A 24,527-nucleotide genomic window follows, 5' to 3' on the forward strand; every position below is an offset into this window, starting at 1 on the left:
ACTATAGTACTTGATTAGATTTTTTTGAAAATCTTACTTTCTTATCTCCTTCTACTCTGATACCTACTCTAGTTGTTTCCTTAGTTTTAGGATCAATTAAAGCAATGTTAGAAATTTGAATAGAAGCCTCTTTCTTAACGATACCACCTTGAGGGTTTTTAGCACTTGGTTTAGTATGTTTAGAAACCATGTTTACACCTTCAACGATCGCTTTGTTTTTTTCACGGTAAACACGTAAAACTTTACCTTCAGCACCTTTATGGTCTCCAGCAATAACTCTTACAATGTCTCCTGATTTTATTTTTAGCTTTATCATCTTAAAACGAATTAAAGCACTTCTGGTGCTAATGATACAATTTTCATGAATTGTTTTTCACGAAGTTCTCTTGCTACCGGACCAAAAACACGAGTTCCTCTCATTTCCCCTGCAGCATTCAAAAGAACACATGCATTGTCATCGAAACGGATATAAGAACCATCAGCTCTTCTCACTTCTTTTTTAGTACGCACAACAACTGCAGTTGAAACAGCTCCTTTTTTCACGTTTCCGTTTGGAGTTGCATCTTTGATAGAAACTACAATTTTGTCACCAACAGAGGCATATCTTCTTTTAGTACCTCCTAAAACACGAATAGTTAAAACTTCTTTAGCTCCCGTGTTATCTGCTACTTTTAGTCTTGATTCTTGTTGTACCATAATTATTTAGCTCTTTCTAAGATTTCAACTAATCTCCAACATTTTGTTTTACTTAAAGGACGCGTTTCGCTGATCTTTACAGTATCACCAATGTTACAGTCGTTTTTTTCGTCGTGTGCAACGTATTTTTTTGTTTTCAACACGAACTTACCGTATAATGGGTGTTTTACTTTTCTTACTTCAGAAATAACGATAGATTTATCCATCTTATTTGAAGTAACAACACCTATTCTTTCTTTTCTTAAATTTCTTTTTTCTTCCATCTTTCAGCAGAATACAATTATTGTAACTCTCTTTTAGTTAACTCTGTAGCCAATCTTGCAACTGTTCTTCTAACGCTTCTAATTTGAAGTGGGTTAGCAATTGGAGAAATAGCGTGAGCCATTTTTAGGTCAGCATATACTTTCTTAGTTTGACTAAGCTTTTCTTGCAACTCCGCTGCAGAAAGATCTTTTATTTCTGATTGTTTCATAATAAATATAAATTATGCTTCGAAATCTCTAGCAACGACGAACTTAGTTTTTACTGGAAGTTTTTGAGCTGCAAGACGTAAAGCCTCTTTTGCAACTGACAATGGAACCCCTCCAACTTCAAACATAATTCTTCCTGGTTTAACAACAGCAGCCCAATACTCAACTGCTCCTTTACCTTTACCCATACGTACTTCAAGAGGTTTCTTAGTAATAGGTTTGTCTGGGAAAATTTTAATCCATAATTGTCCTTCTCTCTTCATGTAACGAGTTGCAGCGATACGTGCAGCTTCGATTTGACGAGATGTTAAGAACATTCCATCTTCATGTACAGATTTAATACCAAACATTCCATTTGAAAGTTCATGCCCTCTTTGAGAGTTACCCTTCATTCTACCTTTTTGTACCTTACGGTATTTTGTTCTTTTAGGCTGTAACATTTTTCTTTAGTTTAAAAATTTACTTTCTTTTACGAGCGTCTGGTTTTCCACCTTTGTTAAAGTTAGATTTGCCTCTAGGAGCATCTCCACCTTTTCCACCACCTGTACCAGATTGTTTTTTGTCCATTCCAGCAAGTGGAGAAAGTTCTCTCTTACCGTAAACTTCACCTTTCATGATCCATACTTTGATACCCATTCTACCGTAAGTAGTGTGAGCTTCAGCCAAAGCATAGTCAATGTCAGCTCTGAAAGTTGATAGAGGAATTCTACCTTCTTTGAAACCTTCTGAACGCGCCATCTCAGCACCATTTAAACGACCAGAAATCAAAACTTTGATACCTTCAGCGTTCATACGCATAGAAGCAGCAATAGCCATTTTGATTGCACGTCTGTAAGAAATACGGCTTTCGATTTGACGAGCGATGCTTGTAGCCACAAGATAAGCATCTAGCTCAGGTCTTTTAATTTCAAAGATGTTAATTTGAACCTCTTTGTCAGTAACTTTCTTAAGTTCTTCTTTTAACTTGTCTACCTCTTGTCCACCTTTTCCGATAATGATACCAGGTCTAGCAGTAGTGATAGTAACGGTTACAAGCTTCAAAGTTCTCTCGATGATTACTTTTGATACACTAGCTTTTGATAAACGAGCGTGGATATACTTTCTGATTTTGTGATCTTCAGCTAATTTATCGCCATAATCATTTCCACCATACCAGTTTGAGTCCCATCCTCTGATGATACCAAGTCTATTTCCAATTGGATTTGTCTTTTGTCCCATGCTGCTTAAGAATTGCTTTGTGTGTTATTGATAGCTCCAAGCACGATTGTTACGTGATTAGAACGTTTTCTTATTCTGTGTGCACGACCTTGTGGAGCTGGACGAAGTCTTTTTAACATCATTCCACCATCTACTCTGATCTCTTTAACAAATAATCCAGCTTCTTCTAAATTACCTTCACTATTTTTTTGCTCCCAGTTATTGATTGCAGATAATAATAGTTTTTCTAATTTTCTTGAAGCTTCTTTAGAACTGAATCTTAAAATGTTAAGTGCTCTTTCTACCTTCTGACCTCTTACCAAGTCCGCTACTAAGCGCATTTTTCTAGGTGAAGTAGGGCAGTTATTCAATTTTGCGAAAGCGATAGACTTATTAGCCTCTTTTCTCGCATCTGCTGTTTCTCTTTTACGAACTCCCATTGCTTCTTTTATTTTTTACCTTTATTTTTTGCTCCAGCATGACCTCTAAAAGATCTAGTTGGTGAAAACTCTCCTAATTTGTGACCTACCATGTTTTCTGTTACGTAAACTGGTACAAATTGACGACCGTTATGAACTGCGATAGTTTGTCCAACGAAATCTGGTGTAATCATTGAAGCTCTAGACCAAGTCTTAACAACTGCATTTTTACCACTTTCTACGTTTTCTTGAACTTTCTTGTCTAATTTATAATGAACGAAAGGTCCTTTTTTTAATGAACGTGCCATATCTTATTATTTCTTTCTACGTTCTACGATATACTTGTTACTCGGGTTTTTCTTAGAACGAGTTCTGTAACCTTTAGCTGGCAATCCGTTTCTTGAACGTGGGTGCCCTCCAGAAGAACGTCCTTCACCACCTCCCATAGGGTGATCAACAGGGTTCATCGCTACTGGTCTAGTTCTAGGTCTTCTTCCCAACCATCTTGTTCTACCTGCTTTTCCAGATACAACTAATTGGTGGTCAGAGTTAGAAACAGCTCCAATTGTAGCCGAACAAGTTAACAAGATTAATCTTGTCTCACCTGATGGCATTTTAATTGTTGCGTATTTCCCGTCTCTTGCCATTAACTGAGCAAAAGTTCCAGCTGAACGAGCGATAACAGCTCCTTGTCCTGGACGTAACTCAATACAAGATATAACAGTTCCAAGAGGAATTCTGCTTAAAGGTAAAGTATTACCAATCTCTGGTTGAGACTCTGGTCCAGAAACTAATTTCTGACCAACTTTCAATCCATTTTGAGCGATAATATAAGTTTTCTCTCCATCAGCATAAGCTAATAAAGCGATAAATGCAGTACGATTTGGATCGTATTCAATTGATTTCACTGTAGCTGGAATTCCATCTTTAGTTCTTTTGAAATCGATGATACGATATCTCTGCTTGTGACCACCACCCGTATAACGCATGGTCATCTTTCCTTGACTATTTCTACCTCCTGAGTTTTTTATCGGTGCTATCAAAGAGCGTTCCGGCTTATCAGTTGTAATAGCGTCATAACCATTCACAACTCTAAATCGCTGACCCGGGGTAATAGGTTTTAATTTTCTTACTGACATTTTTCTATCTTAGATATTGTTGTAAAAATCAATTGTTTCTCCTTCTTGTACTTGAACAATTGCTTTTTTATATGCATTTGTCTTTCCACTGATTAAACCACTTTTAGTGTATTTAGTAGATCTATCTGGTCTCACATTCATTGTGTTAACAGAAACGATAGTTACTCCATAAGCAGCTTCTACAGCTTTCTTAATCTCAACTTTGTTTGCTTTTTTGTTAACAACGAATCCGAAGCGGTTTAGAACTTCACTTTCTTTGGTTACTTTTTCCGTTACTATAGGTCTAATAATGATGCTCATATTCCTATTATTTACTTAAATTTTCTTCAATTAACTCTAAAGAACCTTCCAAAAGCACTAAATTGTTAGCGTTTAATATTGCGTAAGTGCTTAATTCTGAGCTAGTTACGACGTTTGAAGCCTTTAAATTACGTGACGACAAATATACGTTTTTATTTGACTCACCCAACACAAATAAAGATTTTTTATTCTCTAACCCTAAAGCTTTCAAAACGTTAATGAAATTTTTAGTGTTTGGCGCTTCAAAATTAAAGTCTTCTACAACTACGATATTTGACTCTTTTGCTTTGATTGAGAAAGCAGATTTTCTAGCCAATCTTTTTAAACCTTTATTCAATTTGAATGAATAACTTCTTGGTCTTGGTCCGAAAACTGTTCCACCACCTTTAAACAATGGACTCTTAACACTTCCTGCACGAGCAGTACCAGTTCCTTTTTGTTTTTTAATCTTACGTGTACTTCCAGTTACTTCAGCTCTTTCTTTAGCTTTATGAGTACCTTGTCTTTGATTAGCAAGATATTGCTTAACATCAAGATATACAGCGTGATTGTTTGGTTCAATTGCGAATACTGAATCAGAAAGTTGAACTTTTCTTCCAGTATCTTTTCCGTTGAAATCTAATACTTTTACTTCCATTACTTCTGAATGATTACATAAGAGTTTTTGTGCCCAGGAACGCATCCTTTAACAACAAGTAGATTCTTCTCAGCAACTACTTTTAAAACTCTAAGGTTTTGAACTTTTACATTTTCTCCTCCCATTCTTCCAGCCATACGCATTCCTTTGAATACTCTAGATGGATAAGAAGAAGCTCCTACAGAACCTGGCGCTCTTAAACGGTTGTGCTGACCATGAGTAGCTTGTCCAACACCACCAAAACCGTGACGTTTAACAACACCTTGGAAACCTTTACCTTTAGACACACCTTGTACATCTACAAATTCTCCTTCTTCAAAAATAGTAACATCAATAAGATCTCCTAATTTTTGTTCAGTTGCAAAATCTTGGAATTCAACGACTTTTTTCTTAGCAACAGTTCCAGCTTTTTTAAAGTGCCCTAAAGCAGCTTTAGTAGAATGTTTCTCGTTTTTGTCATCGAAACCAAGTTGCAACGCTTCATACCCGTCAACCTCGTTGGTTCTGACTTGGGTAACAACGCATGGTCCAGCTTCGATTACTGTACAAGGAATGTTTTTCCCGTTTTCGTCGAAGATACTAGTCATGCCGATTTTCTTACCAATTAACCCAGACATAAATATTAATTATTAATTACTAAAATTCCCTTCAATTTGAAAATAACAGAAATTTCCAAACAGGGAGTGCAAAAGTAGATATTAAAATTGAATAAACCAAACGGTTACAAAAATTAAATCGCTCATTATCAAAATCCAAGCACCAAAACACCGTCAAAATAAACCTTATTGGCACTAAAATTCGAGCTCGTTTTCTCCGTCTTCAAACATTTTACGCATAACAATTAATTAATAAAATCAGAACAAAAAAAACTCACATCCCTTTAAAACAAAGGCTTTTACAAAATTCATAAAATCATAAACCTTTAAAATTTCACTAATTAAAACTAACTTTTACAAACAAAAAAAGCGAGACAAAAAATGTCTCGCTTTTTATATAAAAAAATATAAAAAAATTATACTTTAATCTCTACTTCAACTCCACTTGGCAATTCAAGTTTCATTAAAGCATCAATAGTTTTAGATGAAGATGAATAAATATCAATCAATCTCTTGTATGACATTACTTCAAATTGCTCTCTCGCTTTTTTATTAACGTGCGGAGAACGCAATACAGTGAAAAGTTTTTTGTGAGTTGGCAACGGAATTGGACCTGTTACAACCGCTCCAGTAGTTTTTACTGTTTTTACGATCTTTTCAGCAGATTTATCTACCAACATGTGATCGTAAGATTTTAGTTTTATTCTGATTTTTTGACTCATTTTCTTAAAATTAAGCGTTACCTTTTGCTTTTTTGATTACCTCTTCTGAAATGTTAGAAGGTGTTTCTGCATAGTGAGAAAACTCCATTGTTGAAGTTGCTCTACCAGAAGATAATGTTCTTAATGTAGTTACATAACCAAACATTTCTGATAAAGGCACATCAGCTTTAATAGTTTTAGCACCATTTCTATCACCCATGTCATTAACTTGACCTCTACGACGGTTCAAGTCACCTACGATATCACCCATGTTTTCTTCAGGAGTAATAACCTCGATTTTCATGATTGGCTCAAGAATAACAGCTCCAGCAGCACGTCCTGACTCTTTATACCCCATTCTTGCAGCTAATTCAAAAGAAAGAGCATCAGAATCCACAGGGTGGAAAGACCCGTCTAATAAAGTTACTTTCAAACTATCAACAGCATATCCAGCTAATGGACCTGTTTTCATAGCCTCACGGAAACCTTTTTCAACAGCAGGGATATATTCTTTAGGAACGTTACCACCTTTTACCTCATTAACAAACTGCAATCCTACAGGAACTTTACCATCAACTTCATCAGCAGGCTCGATTCTAAATACGATATCACCGAATTTACCACGACCTCCAGATTGTTTTTTGTAAGTTTCTCTATGTTGAGCAGATTTAGTAAACGCCTCTTTGTACTCTACTTGTGGCTCACCTTGATTAACCTCTACTTTAAACTCACGTTTCATACGATCAACTAAGATATCTAAGTGAAGCTCACCCATACCAGAAATAATAGTTTGACCTGACGCCTCATCAGTTCTTACAGTAAACGTCGGATCCTCTTCAGCTAATTTAGCCAAAGCCATACCCATTTTATCAACGTCAGCTTTAGTTTTAGGCTCGATAGCAATACCAATTACCGGCTCTGGGAATTTCATAGATTCCAAGATAATTGGACTCTTCTCATCACACAAAGTATCCCCTGTTTTGATATCTTTAAATCCTACAGCAGCTCCAATATCTCCAGCCTCAATAAATTCGATTGGATTTTGTTTGTTAGCGTGCATTTGGTAAATACGAGAAATTCTCTCTTTATTACCAGAACGAGTATTCAAAACATAAGAACCAGCATCTAAACGTCCAGAATAAGCACGGAAGAAAGCTAAACGACCTACGAACGGGTCAGTAGCAATTTTAAATGCTAAAGCAGCGAACGGTTCTTTTACATCTGGACGACGTAAGATTTTAGTCTGATCTTCTTCTAACAATTCAGCATCATCAGGGTGAATTCCTTCGATACCTTCTTTATCTAATGGAGATGGCAAATACTTACAAACAGCATCTAACATGAATTGAACTCCTTTGTTTTTGAAAGAAGAACCAGCAAGCATAGGAATGATTGCCATATCAATAGTAGCCGCTCTTAATGCATTGTTGATTTCCTCCTCTGTAATAGAGTTCTCATCTTCCATGTATTTATCTAAAAGATTCTCATCATAAGTAGCAATCTCCTCGATAAGGATAGAACGGTAGTGTTTCACATCATCAACCATATCAGCTGGGATATCAACGATATCAAAAGTAGCTCCTTGAGTTTCATCATGCCATACGATAGCTTGATTTTTAACTAAATCAACAATACCTTTAAAGTCAGCCTCATCACCAATAGGTAAAGTAATTGCAACCGCATTCGATTTCAACATATCTTTAACCTGTCCGCACACAGCTAAGAAATTAGCACCTTGACGGTCCATTTTGTTTACGAATCCCATACGAGGAACTCTATATTGATCTGCAAGTCTCCAGTTAGTTTCTGATTGTGGCTCAACACCATCAACAGCACTAAATAAGAAAACTAAACCATCAAGTACACGTAAAGAACGGTTTACCTCTACAGTAAAGTCAACGTGCCCAGGAGTATCAATAATATTAAAGTGGTATGGTAATGATTCTGGAATAACTTTACCTTGCACAGTTGGAAAGTTCCAAGTACAAGTTGTAGCAGCAGAAGTAATTGTAATACCTCTTTCTTGCTCTTGAGCCATCCAGTCCATTGTTGCAGCACCATCGTGCACCTCACCAATTTTGTGTGACTTTCCAGTATAAAAAAGAATACGCTCAGTTGTTGTTGTTTTACCAGCATCAATGTGAGCCGCGATTCCGATATTTCTTGTATATTTTAAATCTCTAGCCATTTCTTACGAATTAAAATCTAAAGTGAGAGAATGCTTTATTAGCTTCTGCCATTTTGTGAGTATCCATTCTTTTCTTAACCGCAGCACCTTCTTCTTTAGCAGCAGCTAAACACTCAGAAGCTAAACGTTGTGCCATAGATTTTTCATTTCTTCTTCTAGAATAAAGTATCAACCACTTCATTGCCATAGAAATTTTTCTGTCTGGACGAATTTGCATTGGGATTTGGAATGTAGCTCCACCAACTCTACGGCTACGTACTTCTACGTGAGGCATAACGTTTGTTAAAGCATCTTTCCAGATCTCTAATGAAGTTTTCTCATCATTTTGCTTTTTAGTTTCAATGATATCAATTGCATCATAAAATACTTTAAAAGCTGTAGATTTCTTACCATCCCACATTAAGTTATTCACAAAACGTGTAACTAATTGGTCATTAAACCTTGGATCCGGTAAAAGTGGTCTTTTCTTTGCCGCTCTTTTTCTCATGTCTTTTTCTTAAAAGTTTTTAAATTACTTTTTTGCTTCTTTTGGGCGTTTAGCACCGTACTTAGATCTTCTTTGCGTTCTTCCTGCAACACCTGACGTATCAAGAGCTCCACGAACGATATGATATCTAACACCTGGTAAATCTTTTACCCTTCCACCTCGCACTAATACTATCGAGTGCTCTTGTAGATTATGTCCTTCTCCTGGGATGTAAGCATTCACCTCATTACCATTTGTCAAACGTACACGCGCAACTTTACGCATTGCAGAGTTTGGTTTTTTTGGTGTAGTAGTGTAAACACGCGTACAAACCCCTCTTCTTTGAGGACAAGAATCTAAAGCAACCGATTTACTCTTCTTAGTGATCTGAGTTCTTCCTGTTCTTACTAATTGTTGAATTGTTGGCATAATTAATACTAAAAATTATTATGTTTATTAAATTCCCGCTTTTTACGGGGTTGCAAATGTATAAAATAATTTTCAGTATACAAACGTTAAATCATTAATTTTCAACAACATTATTTATATCTATGATTTCAGAGAGAAACATTAGATATTTGCTTTACATTTAACCAACAAAATAATTGCATTTGAAACAATTACATTACATACTCATTTTACTTTTATCCTCAAATTGTTTCGCGCAATCTTTTTATCTGACTATAAACGGAGTCAACAAACTACAAAACTCAACAATCGATTCCATACCATATATCAGAAAACATACAAACATAAAATCTCTCAACAATGAAATTTACAACACTTTAAACAAACTGACAAAGCATGGCTATATAGATTCGAAAATAATAGAAAACAAGAAGGTCAGTGACAGCACATATAACGTTTTGATCGACTTAAAAAATAAGATAGAAGCGATACATATATATATAGGAACAAATAGTGCCTTTTATGATTCAAAGAAAATTTCGAAAGACAGCATATCGATCCCCTACTCAGAACTTGAAAACTTTTTAAATCAAGAAATTTCAAATAAAGAAAAAGCTGGTTTTGCATTCACAAAAATTAAACTAGAAAACCTTAAGAAAAAGAACTCCATAATATATGCTGATTTAAACTTTGACTCCGAAAAAAAAAGAATTCTAAATTCTATTGTTTTGAATTATACTAATCCCTCAGTGAAAGATTTTTTCCCTGAAGGAGCATTAAAACAATTGAATAGAAAATACACCAATAAAACCTTCAACCAAGAAACCGTTAAAAAACTTTCTGACGACATTAATAGTTTCGAATTTGTATCTCAAACCAAATATCCAGAAATCTTATTCACAAAAGACTCAACAAAAGTTTACACTTATATAGAGAAAAGAAAAGCAAACACTTTTGATGGCTATATTGGATTTTCAAACGACGACAGTAAAAAAATACGTCTTAATGGCTATTTAGACATTTCCTTAATTAACACACTTCATGCAGGAGAACAATTCTCATTATACTGGAAAAGCGACGGTAACAAACAAACGACTTTTAATACAAAACTAGAAATCCCATACATCTTTAGAAGTCCGCTAGGAATAAAAGCCCAACTAAACATTTTCAAACAAGACAGCACATTTCAAAACACAAAAACAGAAATAAATCTAGGTTATTTTCTAAACTACAATTCCAAAATATACATTGGATATCAATCAACCGAATCAAGCGATATACAAAACACCAACAGCGCAACAATAAGTGATTTCAAAAACTCATATTCCACCACCGCATTAGAATACAAAAAAAATGACAACTCCAACTATTTGTTCCCAAGAAAATCATATGCAAATCTATTGCTTGGTTTTGGAAAAAGAAAAATAAACAACACAGTCGAAACAACAGAAACGTCTAGTCAATTTTACACTAGTCTAAATCTATCGTACAATTTTGAATTAAATAAAAAAAACTTTATTTACATCAACCCCCAAATCTTATACCTAAAAAGCGACAATTACATAACGAATGAGCTTTTCAGATTTGGAGGATTAAACTCCATTAGAGGCTTCTCTGAAAATAGTTTACAAGGAAATGTTGCAAATCTATTCATTACTGAATACAGATACTTACTTAGCTCAAATTTATACATACACACCATACTTGATTATGGAATTTACCAAGACCAAACTTCGATAAATAATAGCAGAAAATTCAACAACTTAATTAGCGCTGGCGTAGGTTTAGGATTACTAACAAAAAATGGCCTATTGAAGACAATATTAGCTAACGGTAGCACAAATCAAGCCGAAATAAAATTTTATAACAGTATACTTGTAATCTGTTACAATGTTAAATTTTAAGGCTTTGTAAAAAATCATTAACAAAATATTAGGATTTTTAACAAGTATTTACGAATATTACATGACTAATCCAAAATATTTGACAATATGAAATCAAAACCAAACAGATTCTTAGTGTTTTTATTAGCACTAATGGCGCAACTAACCTTTGCGCAAGAAAGAACTGTTTCAGGTATTGTTACCGATGATGCCAATATGCCTCTACCAGGTGTAAGTGTATTAATAAAAGGAGCAAAAACTGGAACACAAACCGATTTTGATGGAAAATATTCCATCAAAGCATCACCAAATCAAGTTTTAGTTTTTAGCTACATTGGAATGAAATCACAAGAATTTCCAGCTAGCTCAACAAAAATTAATGCTAAACTATCAAGCGATGCACAACAGCTAGAGGGAGTTGTTGTTACTGCTTTAGGATTATCAAGAGAAAAAAAATCCCTTGGTTATGCAACTCAAGAAGTTAAAGGTGAAAATCTTGCCGCCGTTAAAAGTGACAACTTCGTAAATGCCATATCAGGAAAAGTTTCTGGAGTACAAGTAAAAAGAACGACCAATTTTGGAGGTTCTACCAATATTGTAATTAGAGGAAATTCTTCTCTTACAGGAAACAACCAAGCTTTGTTTGTTATTGATGGGGTTCCAGTAAGCAACAACAATTCTAACACAAGAGATCAGGAACAATCCGGAGCAGGTTATGATTACGGAAGCGCTGCATCAGACATAAACCCTGAAGACATTGAATCCATCAACGTACTTAAAGGTTCTGCCGCAAGTGCACTATATGGATCAAGAGCCGCAAATGGAGTTGTTGTTATAACAACAAAAAAAGGAAACAAAAAAGCAAAAGGCTACTCAATTACTGTTAATTCAGGTGTAACAATTGGTTCTGTCGACAAAAGCACTTTTATAAAATATCAAAAACAATATGGCGCAGGATATGGGCCTTATTATGGTCCGGACGAAGATTCATATTTAGATCATATTGATATAAATGGAGATGGGATTTTAGACAATGTAACTCCATTAACCGAAGATGCCTCTTATGGGCAAGCATTCGATCCAAAATTACTGGTTTATCAATGGGACGCATTTTATCCTGAGTCTCCAAACTACATGAAAGCTACACCTTGGGTAGCTGCTAAAAATGGTCCGATTACTTTTTTCCAAAAACCAGTAGCTCTTACCAATTCCATTTCAATTGACAAAGGTTTAGAAAATGGTTATTTAAGATTAGGAGCCAACAATCTTGATCAAACTGGTTTACTACCAAACAGTAGCTTGAAAAGAAACACTTTTACATTGAATGCTTCGACCCTAATCAACGACAGATTAACCGTGGCAGGATACGGAAACTTTACAAAAACAAGTACAATTGGTAGAAACAGCACAGGATACAATGACAATATTGCTGGTAATTTTAGACAATGGTGGCAAACCAACGTTGACTTAAAAAGCTTAAGACAAGCTTACGAACTTACAGGACGCAATGTATCATGGAACCCTAATTCATATACTAATCCGACTCCAATATTTTGGGACAACCCTTATTTTCAACGTTATGAAAATTTCGAATCAGATAGTAGAAGCAGATTCATTGGAAATGCTTCTCTAAACTATAAAATTGCAAGCTGGTTAGATGCCTTCGGCCGAATTTCTGTTGATACGTATGATGAACTACAAGAAGAAAGAAGAGCCATCGGAAGTGTACCTGTTGATTTTGGTATTGGAACTGGAGGTGGTGATGGTTCTCTTAACAGAAACCCAGCATCGTCAGGTTACTCGCGAAAAAACATTGGCTTCAGCGAATACAACTATGACTTCATGCTGAACTACAACACAGACATCACACAAAAGTTAAACCTTAAAGGTGTAGTCGGTGTAAATATTCGAAGAAGTTACTACAATTCAATATTCGCAGCAACAAATGGCGGACTTGCTATACCAAAATTATACTCTTTACAAAATACAGTAAGCCCCCTACTAGCACCTATCGAAAGAGATGAAGCTATAGGTGTAGATGGCATCTATGGAAGTGCATCTTTTGGATACGAAGATTATCTATTCCTAGAAGGAACAATCAGAAGAGACCACTCTTCAACTCTTCCAGAAGCAAATAGCACTTACTACTACCCTTCTGTTTCTTCAAGTTTTGTATTCTCTAAGTTTGTAAAAGCAGATTGGCTATCCTTTGGAAAAGTTCGACTTAATTATGCCGAAGTTGGAAACAGCCCTGGATTTGACAGAGTTTTAGACACTTATGCAGTTAACACAGCATTTGGAGCAGCATCAGCATCAGTAAAAGACACTAAGAATAATCCGAACCTAAAACCAGAACGCACAAAAAGCTACGAGGCAGGTTTAGAACTTTCTTTCTTCAAAAAGAGATTAGGACTTGATTTTTCTTACTACAAATCAAATTCTATTGATCAGATCATCCCATTAAGACTTACCGCTTCTACTGGATATTTATACGAATTAATTAATGCCGGAGAAATTGAAAACAAAGGAATTGAAATAAGCTTAAATGGTACTCCTATAAAAACAGACACTTTTTCGTGGGAAATAAACTTAAACTTTGCCAGAAACAGAAATAAAGTACTAGACCTACTAGAAGGCATTGATAACCTGCAATTAGGATCATTTCAAGGAGGCGTAACAATAAATGCCGCTATTGGACAACCATACGGTGTAATATATGGAACTAAATACACTTATTTAAACGGACAGCCAGTTGTTGACCCAAGCAATGGTCAATATATCAAAACTTCAACATCTGACAATGCAATTGGAAATGCAAATCCAGATTACACAGGAGGTTTAAATAATAAATTCACTTATAAAAACTTTTCAGTTGAATTCTTAATCGACATGCAAAAAGGCGGACAAATATTCTCACTAGACCGCTATTATGGCTTAGCAACAGGTTTGCCAGATGACACGGCATTTTTAAATGAATTAGGAAACCCTATCAGAAATCCATTGACATCTGGCGCTGATAGCGGAGGCTTTATAAATCCAGGTGTAAATCCTGATGGAAAAGTAAACACTACTAGAATTGAGGCAAGTCGATTTGGAGCTCAAGGTTACAGAAGAGGTTTACCAGATGAAGCATTTGTATATGACGCAAGCTATATCAAACTAAGACAAACAGCAATCACATACGCTTTACCAGAAAAGGTGTTGAAAAACACATTCATCAACGGAATGACCTTCAGCATTGTTGGAACAAATCTTTGGATTATACACAAAAACTTGCCAGACGCAGATCCAGAATCAGGATTAGGAGCTGGTAACTTACAAGGCTACTCAACAGGATCTTTACCATCTACAAGAGACGTAAGCTTCAACATTAAAATCCAATTCTAAAACAAGAAATCATGAAAAAGATATTTATAATCATACTAACCGCAGTAACATTCACGTCCTGCTCTGATGATATAGAAAAATTAAATGTAAACAAAAAAGATCCATCAAGCGTACCGGGAGAAGCTTTGTTTACAAGTGCTCAAAAAAGTTTGGTAGACCAGATGACGAATACAAATGTCAACAATAACATCATTAGATTAATTAACCAATATTTTACAGAGACCGTTTACACAGACGAAAGTAATTACGACTTAGTAACAAGAACAATCCCTGAACAGCATTGGCAATTTTTATATAAAGATGTATTAAAGGATTTAGATCAAAGCGCTAAGAATATTACCGATAAACCACTTGGTTTAACAGAAAATCCTTTAGACAAACAAAACAAACTTGCAATCATAGAAGTTCTAAACGTTTATACTTATGCAATATTAGTTGAAACTTTCGGAAATGTTCCATATAGTCAAGCTATAAACCTTAACTACAAAACACCAAAATACGATGATGGTTTAACAATCTACAAAGATTTAATTACGAGATTAAACAATGCAATAGCTAAACTAAATACTGGCGGTAAAAGTTTTGGAGATAATGATAGAATATACGGAGGAGATGTACAAAAGTGGATTAAATTCGCAAACACTCTAAAATTAAGAATGGGTATAACCATTTCTGATATTCCTGCAGAAAGCGCATTGGCGAAAGCAACGGTATCAAGTGCTGCTCCATTTGTGTTCACCTCAAATCTTGACAATGCTGATTTAAAATATCTTACAGCAACACCAAACACTAACCCTTTGTATGTTGATCTTGTTGCGAGTGGCCGTTCAGATTTTGTCCCAACTAGTACTATAATAGACATAATGAACGATTTGAGTGACCCAAGACGTTCAAAATATTTTGATGACAATATGGACGATCCATCCACACCAGAAATAGAATATATTGGTGGAGAAAACGGGTCTGCTAATTCATTTTCACAAAAAACACATATTACGCCAACAATTCAGGCTCCAGACTTTCCAGGAACAATTCTAGACTATGCTGAAGCTGAATTCCTTTTAGCAGAAGCTGCCGAAAGATCTTTATATGGAACTCCAAGTAATGCAGAAGCGCACTACAATGCGGCAATAACTGCTTCCATTTTAGATTGGGGAGGAACAGAAGCTGAAGCCACAAGTTACTTAGCTAATCCTGATGTAGCTTACACAACTGCTGCGGGAACTTGGAAACAGAAAATAGGAACACAAAGCTGGATAGCTTTCTACAATAACTCATTTGAAGGATGGTCATCCTATAGAAGATTGGACTTTCCTGTTTTAGTTGCACCACCTGATGCCGTATCAGGTTTTCCAATGCGTTATACTTATCCAATTATCGAACAGTCACTAAATAAAGCAAGTTACACAGAAGCAAGTGCCGCAATTGGCGGGGACGCTGTAGAAACTAAATTATTTTGGGATAAATTCTAAATTTTAAAATTAAAAGTAAGTAAAAGCGATTGCATCTTCTGCAATCGCTTTTTTTTATAAAATCCATTAACTTTAAATTTACATTTAACTCTCTTCAATCAGAATTCCAAAACAAAAAAATGTTAAAAGCATTAAAAGAAAATCACATCTATACTATTAAATAATAGCAAAGAAAACTTTGCATATTTTCTAAAACAATATTATAATATAGAAGCACTTTATCCATCCCTTAATACTGTCTAATAAAGATTCCCGCTTTTTTTAACAAAAATCAACAATAAACATGACTGTTTTTTTGAGACAAAAGTTATAAAAAAAACATTTAAACACCCTTCATCTATAAATTTAACATTTAAGGGTTTGACGAAATTTTTAATTATTATCAAATTTAACACTAAAAATTACGGATTTGTAATTTTAAGTTGATTTTAATCTATAAAACAGCAAAATCCAATCCTAAAATCATTATTTAACTAAAAAAAAAGCTTTTTAAATTAGGTAGATTAACAAATTATTAAGATTTTTGTCGGACTAATTCAAAATATTTAAAAATGAAACTAAAGTTCAATGGATTCTTAGTGCTTTTATTAGTACTAGTTGCGCAACTTTCTTTTGCGCAAGAAAGAGCTGTTTCGGGAACAGTTTCTGACAATGCAGGAATGCCTTTACCAGGTGTTAGTGTATTAGTTAAAGGAACTAAAACGGGAACACAAACTGACTTTGATGGTAAATTTTCGATCAAAGTATCACCAAGCCAAATTTTGGTATTTAGCTACATCGGAATGAAAACTCAAGAGGTAGCAGCAAGTTCTTCAACTGTAAATGTAAAATTAGCAGATGCAGGAGCACAAGAACTTGAAGGAGTAGTTGTAACTGCTTTCGGTATTAAAAGAGAGAAAAAATCTCTTGGATATGCGACTACAACTTTAAAATCGGATGCGATTACTCAAGTAGTTAACACGAACCCTTTTGAAACTTTATCTGGTAAAATTGCTGGGGTTGATATCACTGCTCCATCACAACCGGGAGCAGCTACAAAAGTTATCATCCGTGGTTTAAATACAATTACAGGTAACTCTGGGCCTTTATATGTAGTTGATGGATCTCCAATCAACAACACATCTACAGGTACTAGTAATAATGGTACTGCATCTATCAGTAGATCATATGATGCAGGTAACGGTGTAAGTGATTTAGATCCAAACAACATTGAAAGCATGACTGTACTTAAAGGAGCTGCTGCTTCTGCATTATACGGTTCAAGAGCTGGAGGTGGTGTTATCATCATTACTACTAAAAAAGGAAAAGCAAACTCTGGTATAAAAGTAGACTTGTTGGCTTCAACTGAATTAAGCGAAGTTGCAAGAGTTCCTCACCAACAAAGCGAATTTGGACAAGGATGGAACGGACATGGTTACACAGGAAACGGACCTAGTAACGAAAATGGTTCTTGGGGACCAAAATTTACTGGTGAGGTTAGACCTTGGGGAACTGTTTATGAAAACAGCCAACAAATCAAACCTTACGTTGGATTAAAAGACAACGTTAGAGACTTCTACAACACTGGTATTTTAGCTACACAATCTGTAAACCTTAGTGGTGGTGGAGATACTTCAGATTTCTCTTTAATCTTCTCTAATGTAAACAGTGATGGGGTTGTACCTACAGATGCTGATTTATACAAAAAACAATCTATTGGGTTCAATGGAGGTTTAAAAGGTAAAAGACTTACTTTAAGAACATCTTTAAACTATATCTACAAAGATCAAAGTGTTGTAAACACTGGTCAAGGTGATGATGCTGGAGAAGGTTCTACATTACAACAAGATTTATTACAAATCCCTACTGATATTAGTATAGTAGATTTGAGAGATTACAAAAACAATCCTTTCAATACTCCTTCTTACTATTTCACTCCTTACGCTTCAAATCCATATTTTACTATTAACGAAAATAGTACCAAAATATACGGAAACAATATTTTTGGAAATGCTAACTTAAGCTATAAAATTACTGACAAATTAACTGCTTCATGGCAAATTGGTGGTAACTTTAGAACTGAAAGATTAAAAAGCCACGGAGCTATCGTAAACTATTTACCAGGAAGCCCTCAAGATATTGCAGGAAGTTTAACTGTAGGAGGTGTTACAGAATCAAGATCTGAATTCTCAGAATTCGACACATTCTTCAACTTAAACTACAACACAAACTTAAGCGAAGACTGGACATTAAACCTTTTAGGTGGTTTTAACTATAACAGAAGAGAAAGCGACAGATTAATTGCTTCTATTACTAACTTAGGAATTCCAGGTTACTATGAATTATCTAACTCTGCTGTAAGACCAGTTCTTACTCAATCTAACAGCATGAGAAAAACTGGAGCTGTTTATGCATCTGCAGAATTTGCTTTCAAAAACAGATATTTTGCTACAATTACAGGTAGAGAAGATGTTACATCTACATTACCAATTGGTAACAATGCTTATTTCTACCCAGCATTATCTTTAGGTGCTATTGCAATTGACAATGGAAACACTTTCTTAAAATTAAGAGCTGCTGCTTCTAAAATTGCAAACGATACTGATCCTTATAGAACAGAAAATTCATACATCTCAGGAACTGCAGCAGCAAACTTCGGAATTATTGCATCTCCAATTGGAGGGGTAAGTTTCTACGAAGCTTCTGGAAGATTAGGAAATTCAAGTTTGAAACCAGAAAGTACTGTTGAATATGAAGTTGGTGCTGAAGGATCATTCTTCAAAAACAGAATTAGTTATGATATCGCTTTATATCACAAAACAACATCTGACTTAATTGTTAACCTTCCATTAGATCCATCTACTGGTTTTACACAAAAAGCAATCAATGCTGGTGATATCGTGAACAAAGGTATTGAGCTTTCTGTTACTGCAAGCCCAATTAAAAACCAAGACTTTACTTGGAGCTTAACTTATACATTCACTAAAAACCTTAATGAAGTTACTAAGTTAGCTGATGGTTTTGACAGAATTGACTTAGCAACTGCATACGGTGTAACTTTCTCAGCAGAAAAAGGACAACCAATCGGTTCATACTACTCTTTAGTTACAAAAACATCTCCAACTGGTCAGCCAATTGTAAGCGCTACTACAGGAATCGATGTAAACACAACTCAAGTTCAAAGAATTGGAAACGCACAACGTGATTTCGTTATGGGTTTACAAAATACATTTAAGTACAAAAACTTCAACTTAGGTATGTCATTAGACTGGAAACAAGGTGGAGAAATGTATTCTTACACAAAAAGATTGTCTCACTTCGTAGGAAATGGTATTGAAACTACTTACAACGACAGAGCTCCTTTTATCGTACCAAATTCTGTTAACGAAATTGTTGCTCCTGATGGATCTGTATCATACGTAGAAAACACTACACCAGTTTCATTCGAAAACGTTGCTAACTACTACAACACTCAAAGTAACTTAGCGATTGAAAACACTCACATTGTTGACAAAACTTTTGTTAGACTAAGAGAGATAAATTTAAACTATGATTTCCCTTCTTCACTAAGTAAAAACATGGGTCTAAACAAAATTACAGTTGGTATCTATGGAAGAAACTTATTTATGTGGACTCCTGGAGACAACCCTTATGTAGATCCAGAGGTAAGTACTTACGGTACAGGTGTACTTTCAGACTTAGGAGAGTTTGGAGCTAACCCATCTCAAAGATCAGTAGGTGGAGTTTTAAAATTATCATTCTAAAAAAAATATAGAAAAATGAAAAAGATAGCAACATTAATAACAGCTCTTTTCTTATTAGTGTCATGTGATGAAACATTTGACATTAACAGAGACCCGGATGCATTGCCTCCTGGACAAGCAAATAGCACAATATTTCCTGCTGGTATTGCAGGACTTGCAGGTGCACAAGGATCATACTACGCTATAATAGGTGGTTTTTGGTCTCAATTTTGGACACAAAACCCAACTTCTAACCAATATAGAGATATTGACAGCTACAGTATCGGTGCAAACAACTACGCAGCAGCTTATACTGCTATGTATGATGCATTAAACGATATCAGAACTGTAAAAGCTCAATCTGCAAAAGAAGGAAACTGGAACTATTACCTAATGGCTACAATTCTTGAAGTTGAAGGATCTCAAGTTTTAACGGATTTGTATGATGATATTCCTTATACTGAAGCTAACAATGTTAACATTTTACAACCTAAATTTAATACAGGAAAAGAAACTTATGATTTAATGATCGCTGATTTGAAATTAGCTTTATCAAAAGATTTAAGTGCTTCTGTAGGAGATAAACCAGGTAAGGATGATTTCATTTTCAATGGAGATATGGAAAAATGGACAAAATTTGGAAATACTCTATTGTTAAAATTACACATGAGATTAACTGCGGTTAACCCAACTCTTGCTCAGTCTGGAATCACTTCTTTAATTAATTCTGGAGCACAATTCTTAGATGTTGATGCTGCTATGACTCAATTCGAAGATGCTGCTGATAGAAGTAACCCACTTTATGAGTCTGATAGAAGACAATTAAATACTACTTTGAACTTAAGAGCTAGTAAAACTATGTTTTCTTACCTATCTCTTAAAGGTGACCCACGTTTAGCTAAATACTATGCACAACCTGGTAACCCAAACAATCAAGGTGATTGGAATAATACTTCAGTTCCAAACTTATCTCTAGTTCAATTAAGCCCTTTAACACCTGTTTTCTTTATCAGCAAGGAAGAAAGTTATTTCCTTCAAGCTGAAGCCCTTACAAGATACTATGGTGGTGCTGGTGCAAAAGCTAAATATGACGCTGGTGTTACTGCTGCTTTGGTAAGATGGGGACAAACTCCAACAGATGCTGCAGGTTTCGTAAATGGAGTGTATGCATTCCCTGCAACTGGAACTGACACTCAAATTGAAGCTATCATCACTCAAAAATGGATCGCAAGTTTCCCAGGAAATGGTTACGAATCATTCTTAGAGCAAAACAGAACAGGATATCCAAAAGAATCTGCTGTTAAACAATCTAGCGAATTATATATTCCTGGACAATTGGCTATTGCAGTTGAAACTAAAACTGGTAACGTATTCCCAAGAAGAATTGTATTACCAAACGTTGTAACAACAAGAAATCCAAATGCACCGGCAGCGAAACTAATCACTGACAAAGTTTGGTGGGATGTTAACTAATAAAAATTAGATCATGAAAAAAATATTTATACAACTAATGGTAGTCCTTGTTTCAGGATTATTATTTACAGCTTGTGATGGTGATTCAACTGCGAACGTTTCAAAAGTTACTTACTATCCAAACTTAACTATGCATGGAGATGCACTTGTTGTACTAACACAAGGAGATACTTACACTGAAAAAGGTGTTGATGCTGAAGCAAACGGACAACCTTTAGAGGTAAAAATTAGCGGTTCAGTAGATACAAGCAAACCAACTGTGTACAAAATTAACTATTCAGCTTTAAACAATGATGGATTTCCTGCTACTTTGACACGTACAGTTGTTGTATTAAGCAATAAACCTAGTACAATTAACTTAGAAGGTGCATTTACAAGAGGTGCAAACGTTAATAACGTTAAAAGGTTAGCTGACAGAAAGTACATTTGCGATAACGCTACAGGTTATAACGTTGCTAATGACTTCATTACATTGGAGTTCTACAACATAGATGACAAACAAATTTACGCTCCTTATGCTGAAAATACTTCTAAATCAGGAATTTCTGCGGAAAGTAATATTGGAACCATAACAGACAAAAACAACTGGAAATGGGTTATTTATGCTTCAGCAGTCTTTGGTACAGCTGAAAGAATATTTACACGATAATTTAAAAATATTAAAATGAAAAAATTAAAACTAAATATAACACGTGTACTTGTGGCGATCCTAGTACTTACGTCATTCGTAGCTTGTGACGAAGTTGGAGACACAAATCCAGGAGGAACATCAGCTGAATTTCTTGCGGGTGATTGGTATGTTTCAACTACTAATCCAGCTGGAACAGTAATTATTGATCATGCTTTGTTCACTACTTATAACACAGCTGCCAATGATAACACATTATGGTTAGACGATCATAATACTGCAGGTCTTAAGAGATTCAAAGTTAAAGTTACTTTTAACAGTGACAATACTTTTTCAGCAACTGCTGCAGCAAACACATACAATGCTAAAACTGTAACTATTACAGCTGGTAAAGTAGAAAAAAATGCTGCTACATCTCTTGGTGGACACACTGTTGATAAAATCTCTTTCAAAGCAGAGTTTAGCAATGAGCCAGGAATTATCTATACTTACGAAGGTCATAGAAGAACTGGTTTCTTAGAAGATGAATACTAAGATTTTTTAATCTAGCACTTTAATATTAAACCACCTCATTAATTTGGGGTGGTTTTTTTATATAAACATATTACCTATATTTGTCCAATGGAAAAAGAACATCAAATATTTGGCATTAGAGCCATAATAGAAGCAATTCAGGCGGGAAAAGAAGTAGACAAAGTTTTCATTCAGAAAGACATTTCTGGTGACCTTATGAAAGATTTAATGAAGGTAATGAAACGTGCAAATGTTAATTTCTCTTACGTGCCTGTAGAAAAACTTAATCGTTTAACTCCAAACAACCATCAAGGTGCTGTAGCTACCATCTCTCCTATTGGTTTTATCGATCTAGAACATCTAGTTGAATCTACAATTGAGTCTGGTGCAAAACCTCTTTTTCTTATCTTAGATCAGATATCAGACGCTAGAAATTTTGGAGCTATTATTAGGACAGCTGAGTGCACTGGTGTAAATGGAATCATTGTACAAAAGGCAGGTTCTGCTCCTGTTAATGGAGATACTGTTAAAACATCTGCCGGAGCTGTATTTAATGTTCCTATTTGCAAGGTTGAACATATTAAAGATGCCATTTTTTACCTACAAGGCTCTGGAATAAAAACATTGGCTGCAACTGAAAAAACAGACCAAAACATATACGACATATCACTATCTGAACCTGTAGCAATTATCATGGGATCTGAAGACCGAGGAATAAATCCTTCTGTTTTAAAAATAGTAGATGAAAAAGCCAAATTGCCAATGTTCGGCTCAATTGGATCTTTAAACGTATCTGTTGCCTGTGGCGCTTTTCTATACGAAGCTGTCCGCCAAAGAACATAAAAAACACATTGAAAGATTAAGATGCGAATGAAATAATTAAATACCTTTAATTAATGCTTTCAAAATCTAATTCAAAATCAAAAATTATACTATTCCGATGCCTGTTTGTAATTCTACTGATTACAAACAGCTACGGACAAAATAGTACTTATAATCAATTCTGGAATGAAATTCAGTTTAACCAAACTTTGAGTAAAAAATGGGCTACTGAAATAGATTTTGCTGCAGCTTACAGCAGCACTGAATCATCACCAAATTTATTCGAGAATACGATTCAGAGATCTATTAGAGGCTGGGGACATTATTATTTTTCTCCCAGATGGAAATTCTCGGCTTTTATAGCTTATTTCAATAATAGAGATGTCCCTGAAATAGGTCAATTTGAATCTCCAGAAACACGATTTGCTCTTCAGGGAATTTACTACTTTCATAAAACTGGATATACATTAAGTACAAGAATGCGTACCGAATTCCGTCATATGAAAAATAAAGATGATGATTATGAAAATGTTTTTCGATACCGTCAGCAAATCAAGTTTATACAACCAATCAATAGCAAAGTATTAAGAGGCGGTGTTGTATATGCAATTACCTCAGACGAAGTTTATTTTAAATCTGGAGCAAATGTTACAGGCGAAAGCTTCTTTGATCGGAATCGATTCAATATTGGAGCTGGTTATTTATTTTCAGATGATTTTCAGGTAGAATTAACTTATTGCAACGAGTTTCTTCCAAGAAACAGTGGAAATCAGACAACAAATGCGGCTTCGCTTACCATAACTTTCAACAATCTTATTCGAAACCTTCAAAAGAAAATAAAAGAGAAAAAGCATCTTGAAATAAAGGATGAAGAATAATTAGTTTTCTTCTTTCTTTAAAAAACATTTAAGCTGTTCGACAATAGCATCTTTATGAAGCTTAAAATTATAGCTTCTTATAAATTCTGTTCCCGCCATATTGATTTCTGCGCTAACGGCTTCATAATTAGAAAATGCATCGAGATCTTTATCATCAATTAAATAAAGAACTTGCATTATAGAATCGTTACGTCGATATTGGGTATCGTAATGTACCAACTTATAAGTTTTGCTATCTGCCAGATGAATTATTAAATCGTCTTTTATTTTTTTTCCAATTTTTTTTTCAGGAAACGGTGTCGGTTGTAGCGCAACAAAATAATGTTCTTTATCAGTAACAATATTAATTTTCAATGATTTTGATTTTGTGGTATAAAAAATGGCTGGTTCGAAATAGTACATCATACTCCCATCTGCCTGCACCCTATTTTTTATTTCGCATTGAGCAATGCCTTTTGCATTAAAAACAAAACACAAGAACAAAACTAAAAAATTCATTTTCTTCATAATGCTCAAAAATTAAAATTGTTAA

26 protein-coding genes are annotated in these 24,527 nt (G+C 34.9%); 9 read left to right on the forward strand and 17 right to left on the reverse strand.

Annotation, left to right across the window (positions count from 1 at the left end; all coding sequences use genetic code 11):
- Position 1: 1 nt before the first annotated feature.
- From rplX to rpsL, 16 genes are all read right to left on the reverse strand, one after another.
- Entirely contained in the window at positions 2–316 is a 315-nt protein-coding gene (gene rplX / locus DMB71_RS05800; protein WP_026727873.1) for a 50S ribosomal protein L24, read from the reverse strand.
- 11 nt (positions 317–327) lie between these two features.
- Positions 328–696, reverse strand: a complete 369-nt coding sequence (rplN, locus tag DMB71_RS05805) for a 50S ribosomal protein L14 (protein ID WP_007803649.1) — start codon at positions 694–696, stop codon at positions 328–330.
- A 2-nt stretch (positions 697–698) separates the two neighbouring features.
- On the reverse strand, positions 699–959 hold the full coding sequence (gene rpsQ / locus DMB71_RS05810) for a 30S ribosomal protein S17 (protein ID WP_111364458.1): 261 nt from the start codon (positions 957–959) through the stop codon (positions 699–701).
- Between the two features lie 17 nt (positions 960–976).
- Complete coding sequence (rpmC, locus tag DMB71_RS05815; protein WP_008464297.1) at positions 977–1,168, reverse strand: 50S ribosomal protein L29; 192 nt, start codon at positions 1,166–1,168, stop codon at positions 977–979.
- A gap of 12 nt (positions 1,169–1,180) precedes the next feature.
- Positions 1,181–1,606, reverse strand: a complete 426-nt coding sequence (rplP, locus tag DMB71_RS05820; protein ID WP_008464295.1) for a 50S ribosomal protein L16 — start codon at positions 1,604–1,606, stop codon at positions 1,181–1,183.
- Positions 1,607–1,625: 19 nt separating this feature from the next.
- A complete protein-coding gene (gene rpsC / locus DMB71_RS05825; RefSeq protein ID WP_008464292.1) occupies positions 1,626–2,384 on the reverse strand; it encodes a 30S ribosomal protein S3 in 759 nt (252 codons plus the stop codon).
- A gap of 5 nt (positions 2,385–2,389) precedes the next feature.
- Positions 2,390–2,803 (reverse strand): 50S ribosomal protein L22, encoded by a 414-nt coding sequence (rplV, locus tag DMB71_RS05830; protein ID WP_007803631.1) that lies wholly within the window; start codon positions 2,801–2,803, stop codon positions 2,390–2,392.
- Between the two features lie 8 nt (positions 2,804–2,811).
- Positions 2,812–3,090 carry a 30S ribosomal protein S19 gene (rpsS, locus tag DMB71_RS05835; protein ID WP_008464288.1) on the reverse strand — a complete coding sequence of 93 codons (279 nt, stop codon included), beginning with the start codon at positions 3,088–3,090 and terminating at the stop codon, positions 2,812–2,814.
- A 6-nt stretch (positions 3,091–3,096) separates the two neighbouring features.
- Positions 3,097–3,921 carry a 50S ribosomal protein L2 gene (rplB, locus tag DMB71_RS05840; protein ID WP_008464287.1) on the reverse strand — a complete coding sequence of 275 codons (825 nt, stop codon included), beginning with the start codon at positions 3,919–3,921 and terminating at the stop codon, positions 3,097–3,099.
- A 9-nt stretch (positions 3,922–3,930) separates the two neighbouring features.
- The gene (rplW, locus tag DMB71_RS05845) at positions 3,931–4,221 is read right to left on the reverse strand and encodes a 50S ribosomal protein L23 (RefSeq protein ID WP_008464286.1); all 291 of its coding nucleotides are present in this window, start codon (positions 4,219–4,221) and stop codon (positions 3,931–3,933) included.
- 7 nt (positions 4,222–4,228) lie between these two features.
- Positions 4,229–4,858, reverse strand: coding sequence for a 50S ribosomal protein L4 (rplD, locus tag DMB71_RS05850; RefSeq protein WP_008464285.1), 630 nt, complete (start codon positions 4,856–4,858; stop codon positions 4,229–4,231).
- Positions 4,858–5,475: a 50S ribosomal protein L3 gene (rplC, locus tag DMB71_RS05855; protein ID WP_008464284.1), complete on the reverse strand. Its 618-nt coding sequence runs from the start codon at positions 5,473–5,475 to the stop codon at positions 4,858–4,860. Before rplC ends, rplD begins: the two co-directional genes overlap by 1 nt.
- 395 nt (positions 5,476–5,870) lie before the next feature.
- Positions 5,871–6,176, reverse strand: a complete 306-nt coding sequence (rpsJ, locus tag DMB71_RS05860) for a 30S ribosomal protein S10 (protein WP_007803605.1) — start codon at positions 6,174–6,176, stop codon at positions 5,871–5,873.
- 10 nt (positions 6,177–6,186) lie between these two features.
- Entirely contained in the window at positions 6,187–8,343 is a 2,157-nt protein-coding gene (gene fusA, locus DMB71_RS05865; protein WP_111364460.1) for an elongation factor G, read from the reverse strand.
- Positions 8,344–8,353: 10 nt separating this feature from the next.
- Positions 8,354–8,830 (reverse strand): 30S ribosomal protein S7, encoded by a 477-nt coding sequence (rpsG, locus tag DMB71_RS05870; RefSeq protein WP_026727879.1) that lies wholly within the window; start codon positions 8,828–8,830, stop codon positions 8,354–8,356.
- Positions 8,831–8,854: 24 nt separating this feature from the next.
- Positions 8,855–9,238: a 30S ribosomal protein S12 gene (gene rpsL, locus DMB71_RS05875; RefSeq protein WP_007136570.1), complete on the reverse strand. Its 384-nt coding sequence runs from the start codon at positions 9,236–9,238 to the stop codon at positions 8,855–8,857.
- Between the two features lie 728 nt (positions 9,239–9,966).
- On the opposite strand from rpsL, the gene DMB71_RS05880 reads away from it, so the two are divergent.
- From DMB71_RS05880 to DMB71_RS05920, 9 genes are all read left to right on the forward strand, one after another.
- Positions 9,967–11,121 carry a ShlB/FhaC/HecB family hemolysin secretion/activation protein gene (locus DMB71_RS05880; RefSeq protein WP_239452930.1) on the forward strand — a complete coding sequence of 385 codons (1,155 nt, stop codon included), beginning with the start codon at positions 9,967–9,969 and terminating at the stop codon, positions 11,119–11,121.
- An 87-nt stretch (positions 11,122–11,208) separates the two neighbouring features.
- The gene (locus DMB71_RS05885) at positions 11,209–14,487 is read left to right on the forward strand and encodes a SusC/RagA family TonB-linked outer membrane protein (protein ID WP_111364462.1); all 3,279 of its coding nucleotides are present in this window, start codon (positions 11,209–11,211) and stop codon (positions 14,485–14,487) included.
- 11 nt (positions 14,488–14,498) lie between these two features.
- Positions 14,499–15,959, forward strand: coding sequence for a SusD/RagB family nutrient-binding outer membrane lipoprotein (locus tag DMB71_RS05890; RefSeq protein WP_111364464.1), 1,461 nt, complete (start codon positions 14,499–14,501; stop codon positions 15,957–15,959).
- A 551-nt stretch (positions 15,960–16,510) separates the two neighbouring features.
- Positions 16,511–19,702 carry a SusC/RagA family TonB-linked outer membrane protein gene (locus tag DMB71_RS05895; protein ID WP_111364466.1) on the forward strand — a complete coding sequence of 1,064 codons (3,192 nt, stop codon included), beginning with the start codon at positions 16,511–16,513 and terminating at the stop codon, positions 19,700–19,702.
- A gap of 15 nt (positions 19,703–19,717) precedes the next feature.
- Positions 19,718–21,154, forward strand: coding sequence for a SusD/RagB family nutrient-binding outer membrane lipoprotein (locus DMB71_RS05900; protein ID WP_111364468.1), 1,437 nt, complete (start codon positions 19,718–19,720; stop codon positions 21,152–21,154).
- A gap of 13 nt (positions 21,155–21,167) precedes the next feature.
- Positions 21,168–21,803 (forward strand): DUF5011 domain-containing protein, encoded by a 636-nt coding sequence (locus DMB71_RS05905; protein WP_111364470.1) that lies wholly within the window; start codon positions 21,168–21,170, stop codon positions 21,801–21,803.
- 15 nt (positions 21,804–21,818) lie between these two features.
- On the forward strand, positions 21,819–22,316 hold the full coding sequence (locus DMB71_RS05910) for a lipid-binding protein (protein WP_111364472.1): 498 nt from the start codon (positions 21,819–21,821) through the stop codon (positions 22,314–22,316).
- 87 nt (positions 22,317–22,403) lie between these two features.
- Positions 22,404–23,138, forward strand: coding sequence for a 23S rRNA (guanosine(2251)-2'-O)-methyltransferase RlmB (gene rlmB / locus DMB71_RS05915; protein ID WP_111364474.1), 735 nt, complete (start codon positions 22,404–22,406; stop codon positions 23,136–23,138).
- Positions 23,139–23,191: 53 nt separating this feature from the next.
- Positions 23,192–23,995 (forward strand): DUF2490 domain-containing protein, encoded by an 804-nt coding sequence (locus tag DMB71_RS05920; RefSeq protein WP_111364476.1) that lies wholly within the window; start codon positions 23,192–23,194, stop codon positions 23,993–23,995.
- Here the strand turns inward: DMB71_RS05920 and DMB71_RS05925 are convergent, their stop codons facing one another.
- The gene (locus tag DMB71_RS05925) at positions 23,996–24,502 is read right to left on the reverse strand and encodes a hypothetical protein (RefSeq protein ID WP_239452931.1); all 507 of its coding nucleotides are present in this window, start codon (positions 24,500–24,502) and stop codon (positions 23,996–23,998) included. It abuts the gene before it with no gap.
- Positions 24,503–24,527: the final 25 nt, after the last annotated feature.

The sequence above is a fragment of the Flavobacterium tistrianum genome, from assembly GCF_003254545.1.
Lineage (GTDB): Bacteria > Bacteroidota > Bacteroidia > Flavobacteriales > Flavobacteriaceae > Flavobacterium > Flavobacterium tistrianum.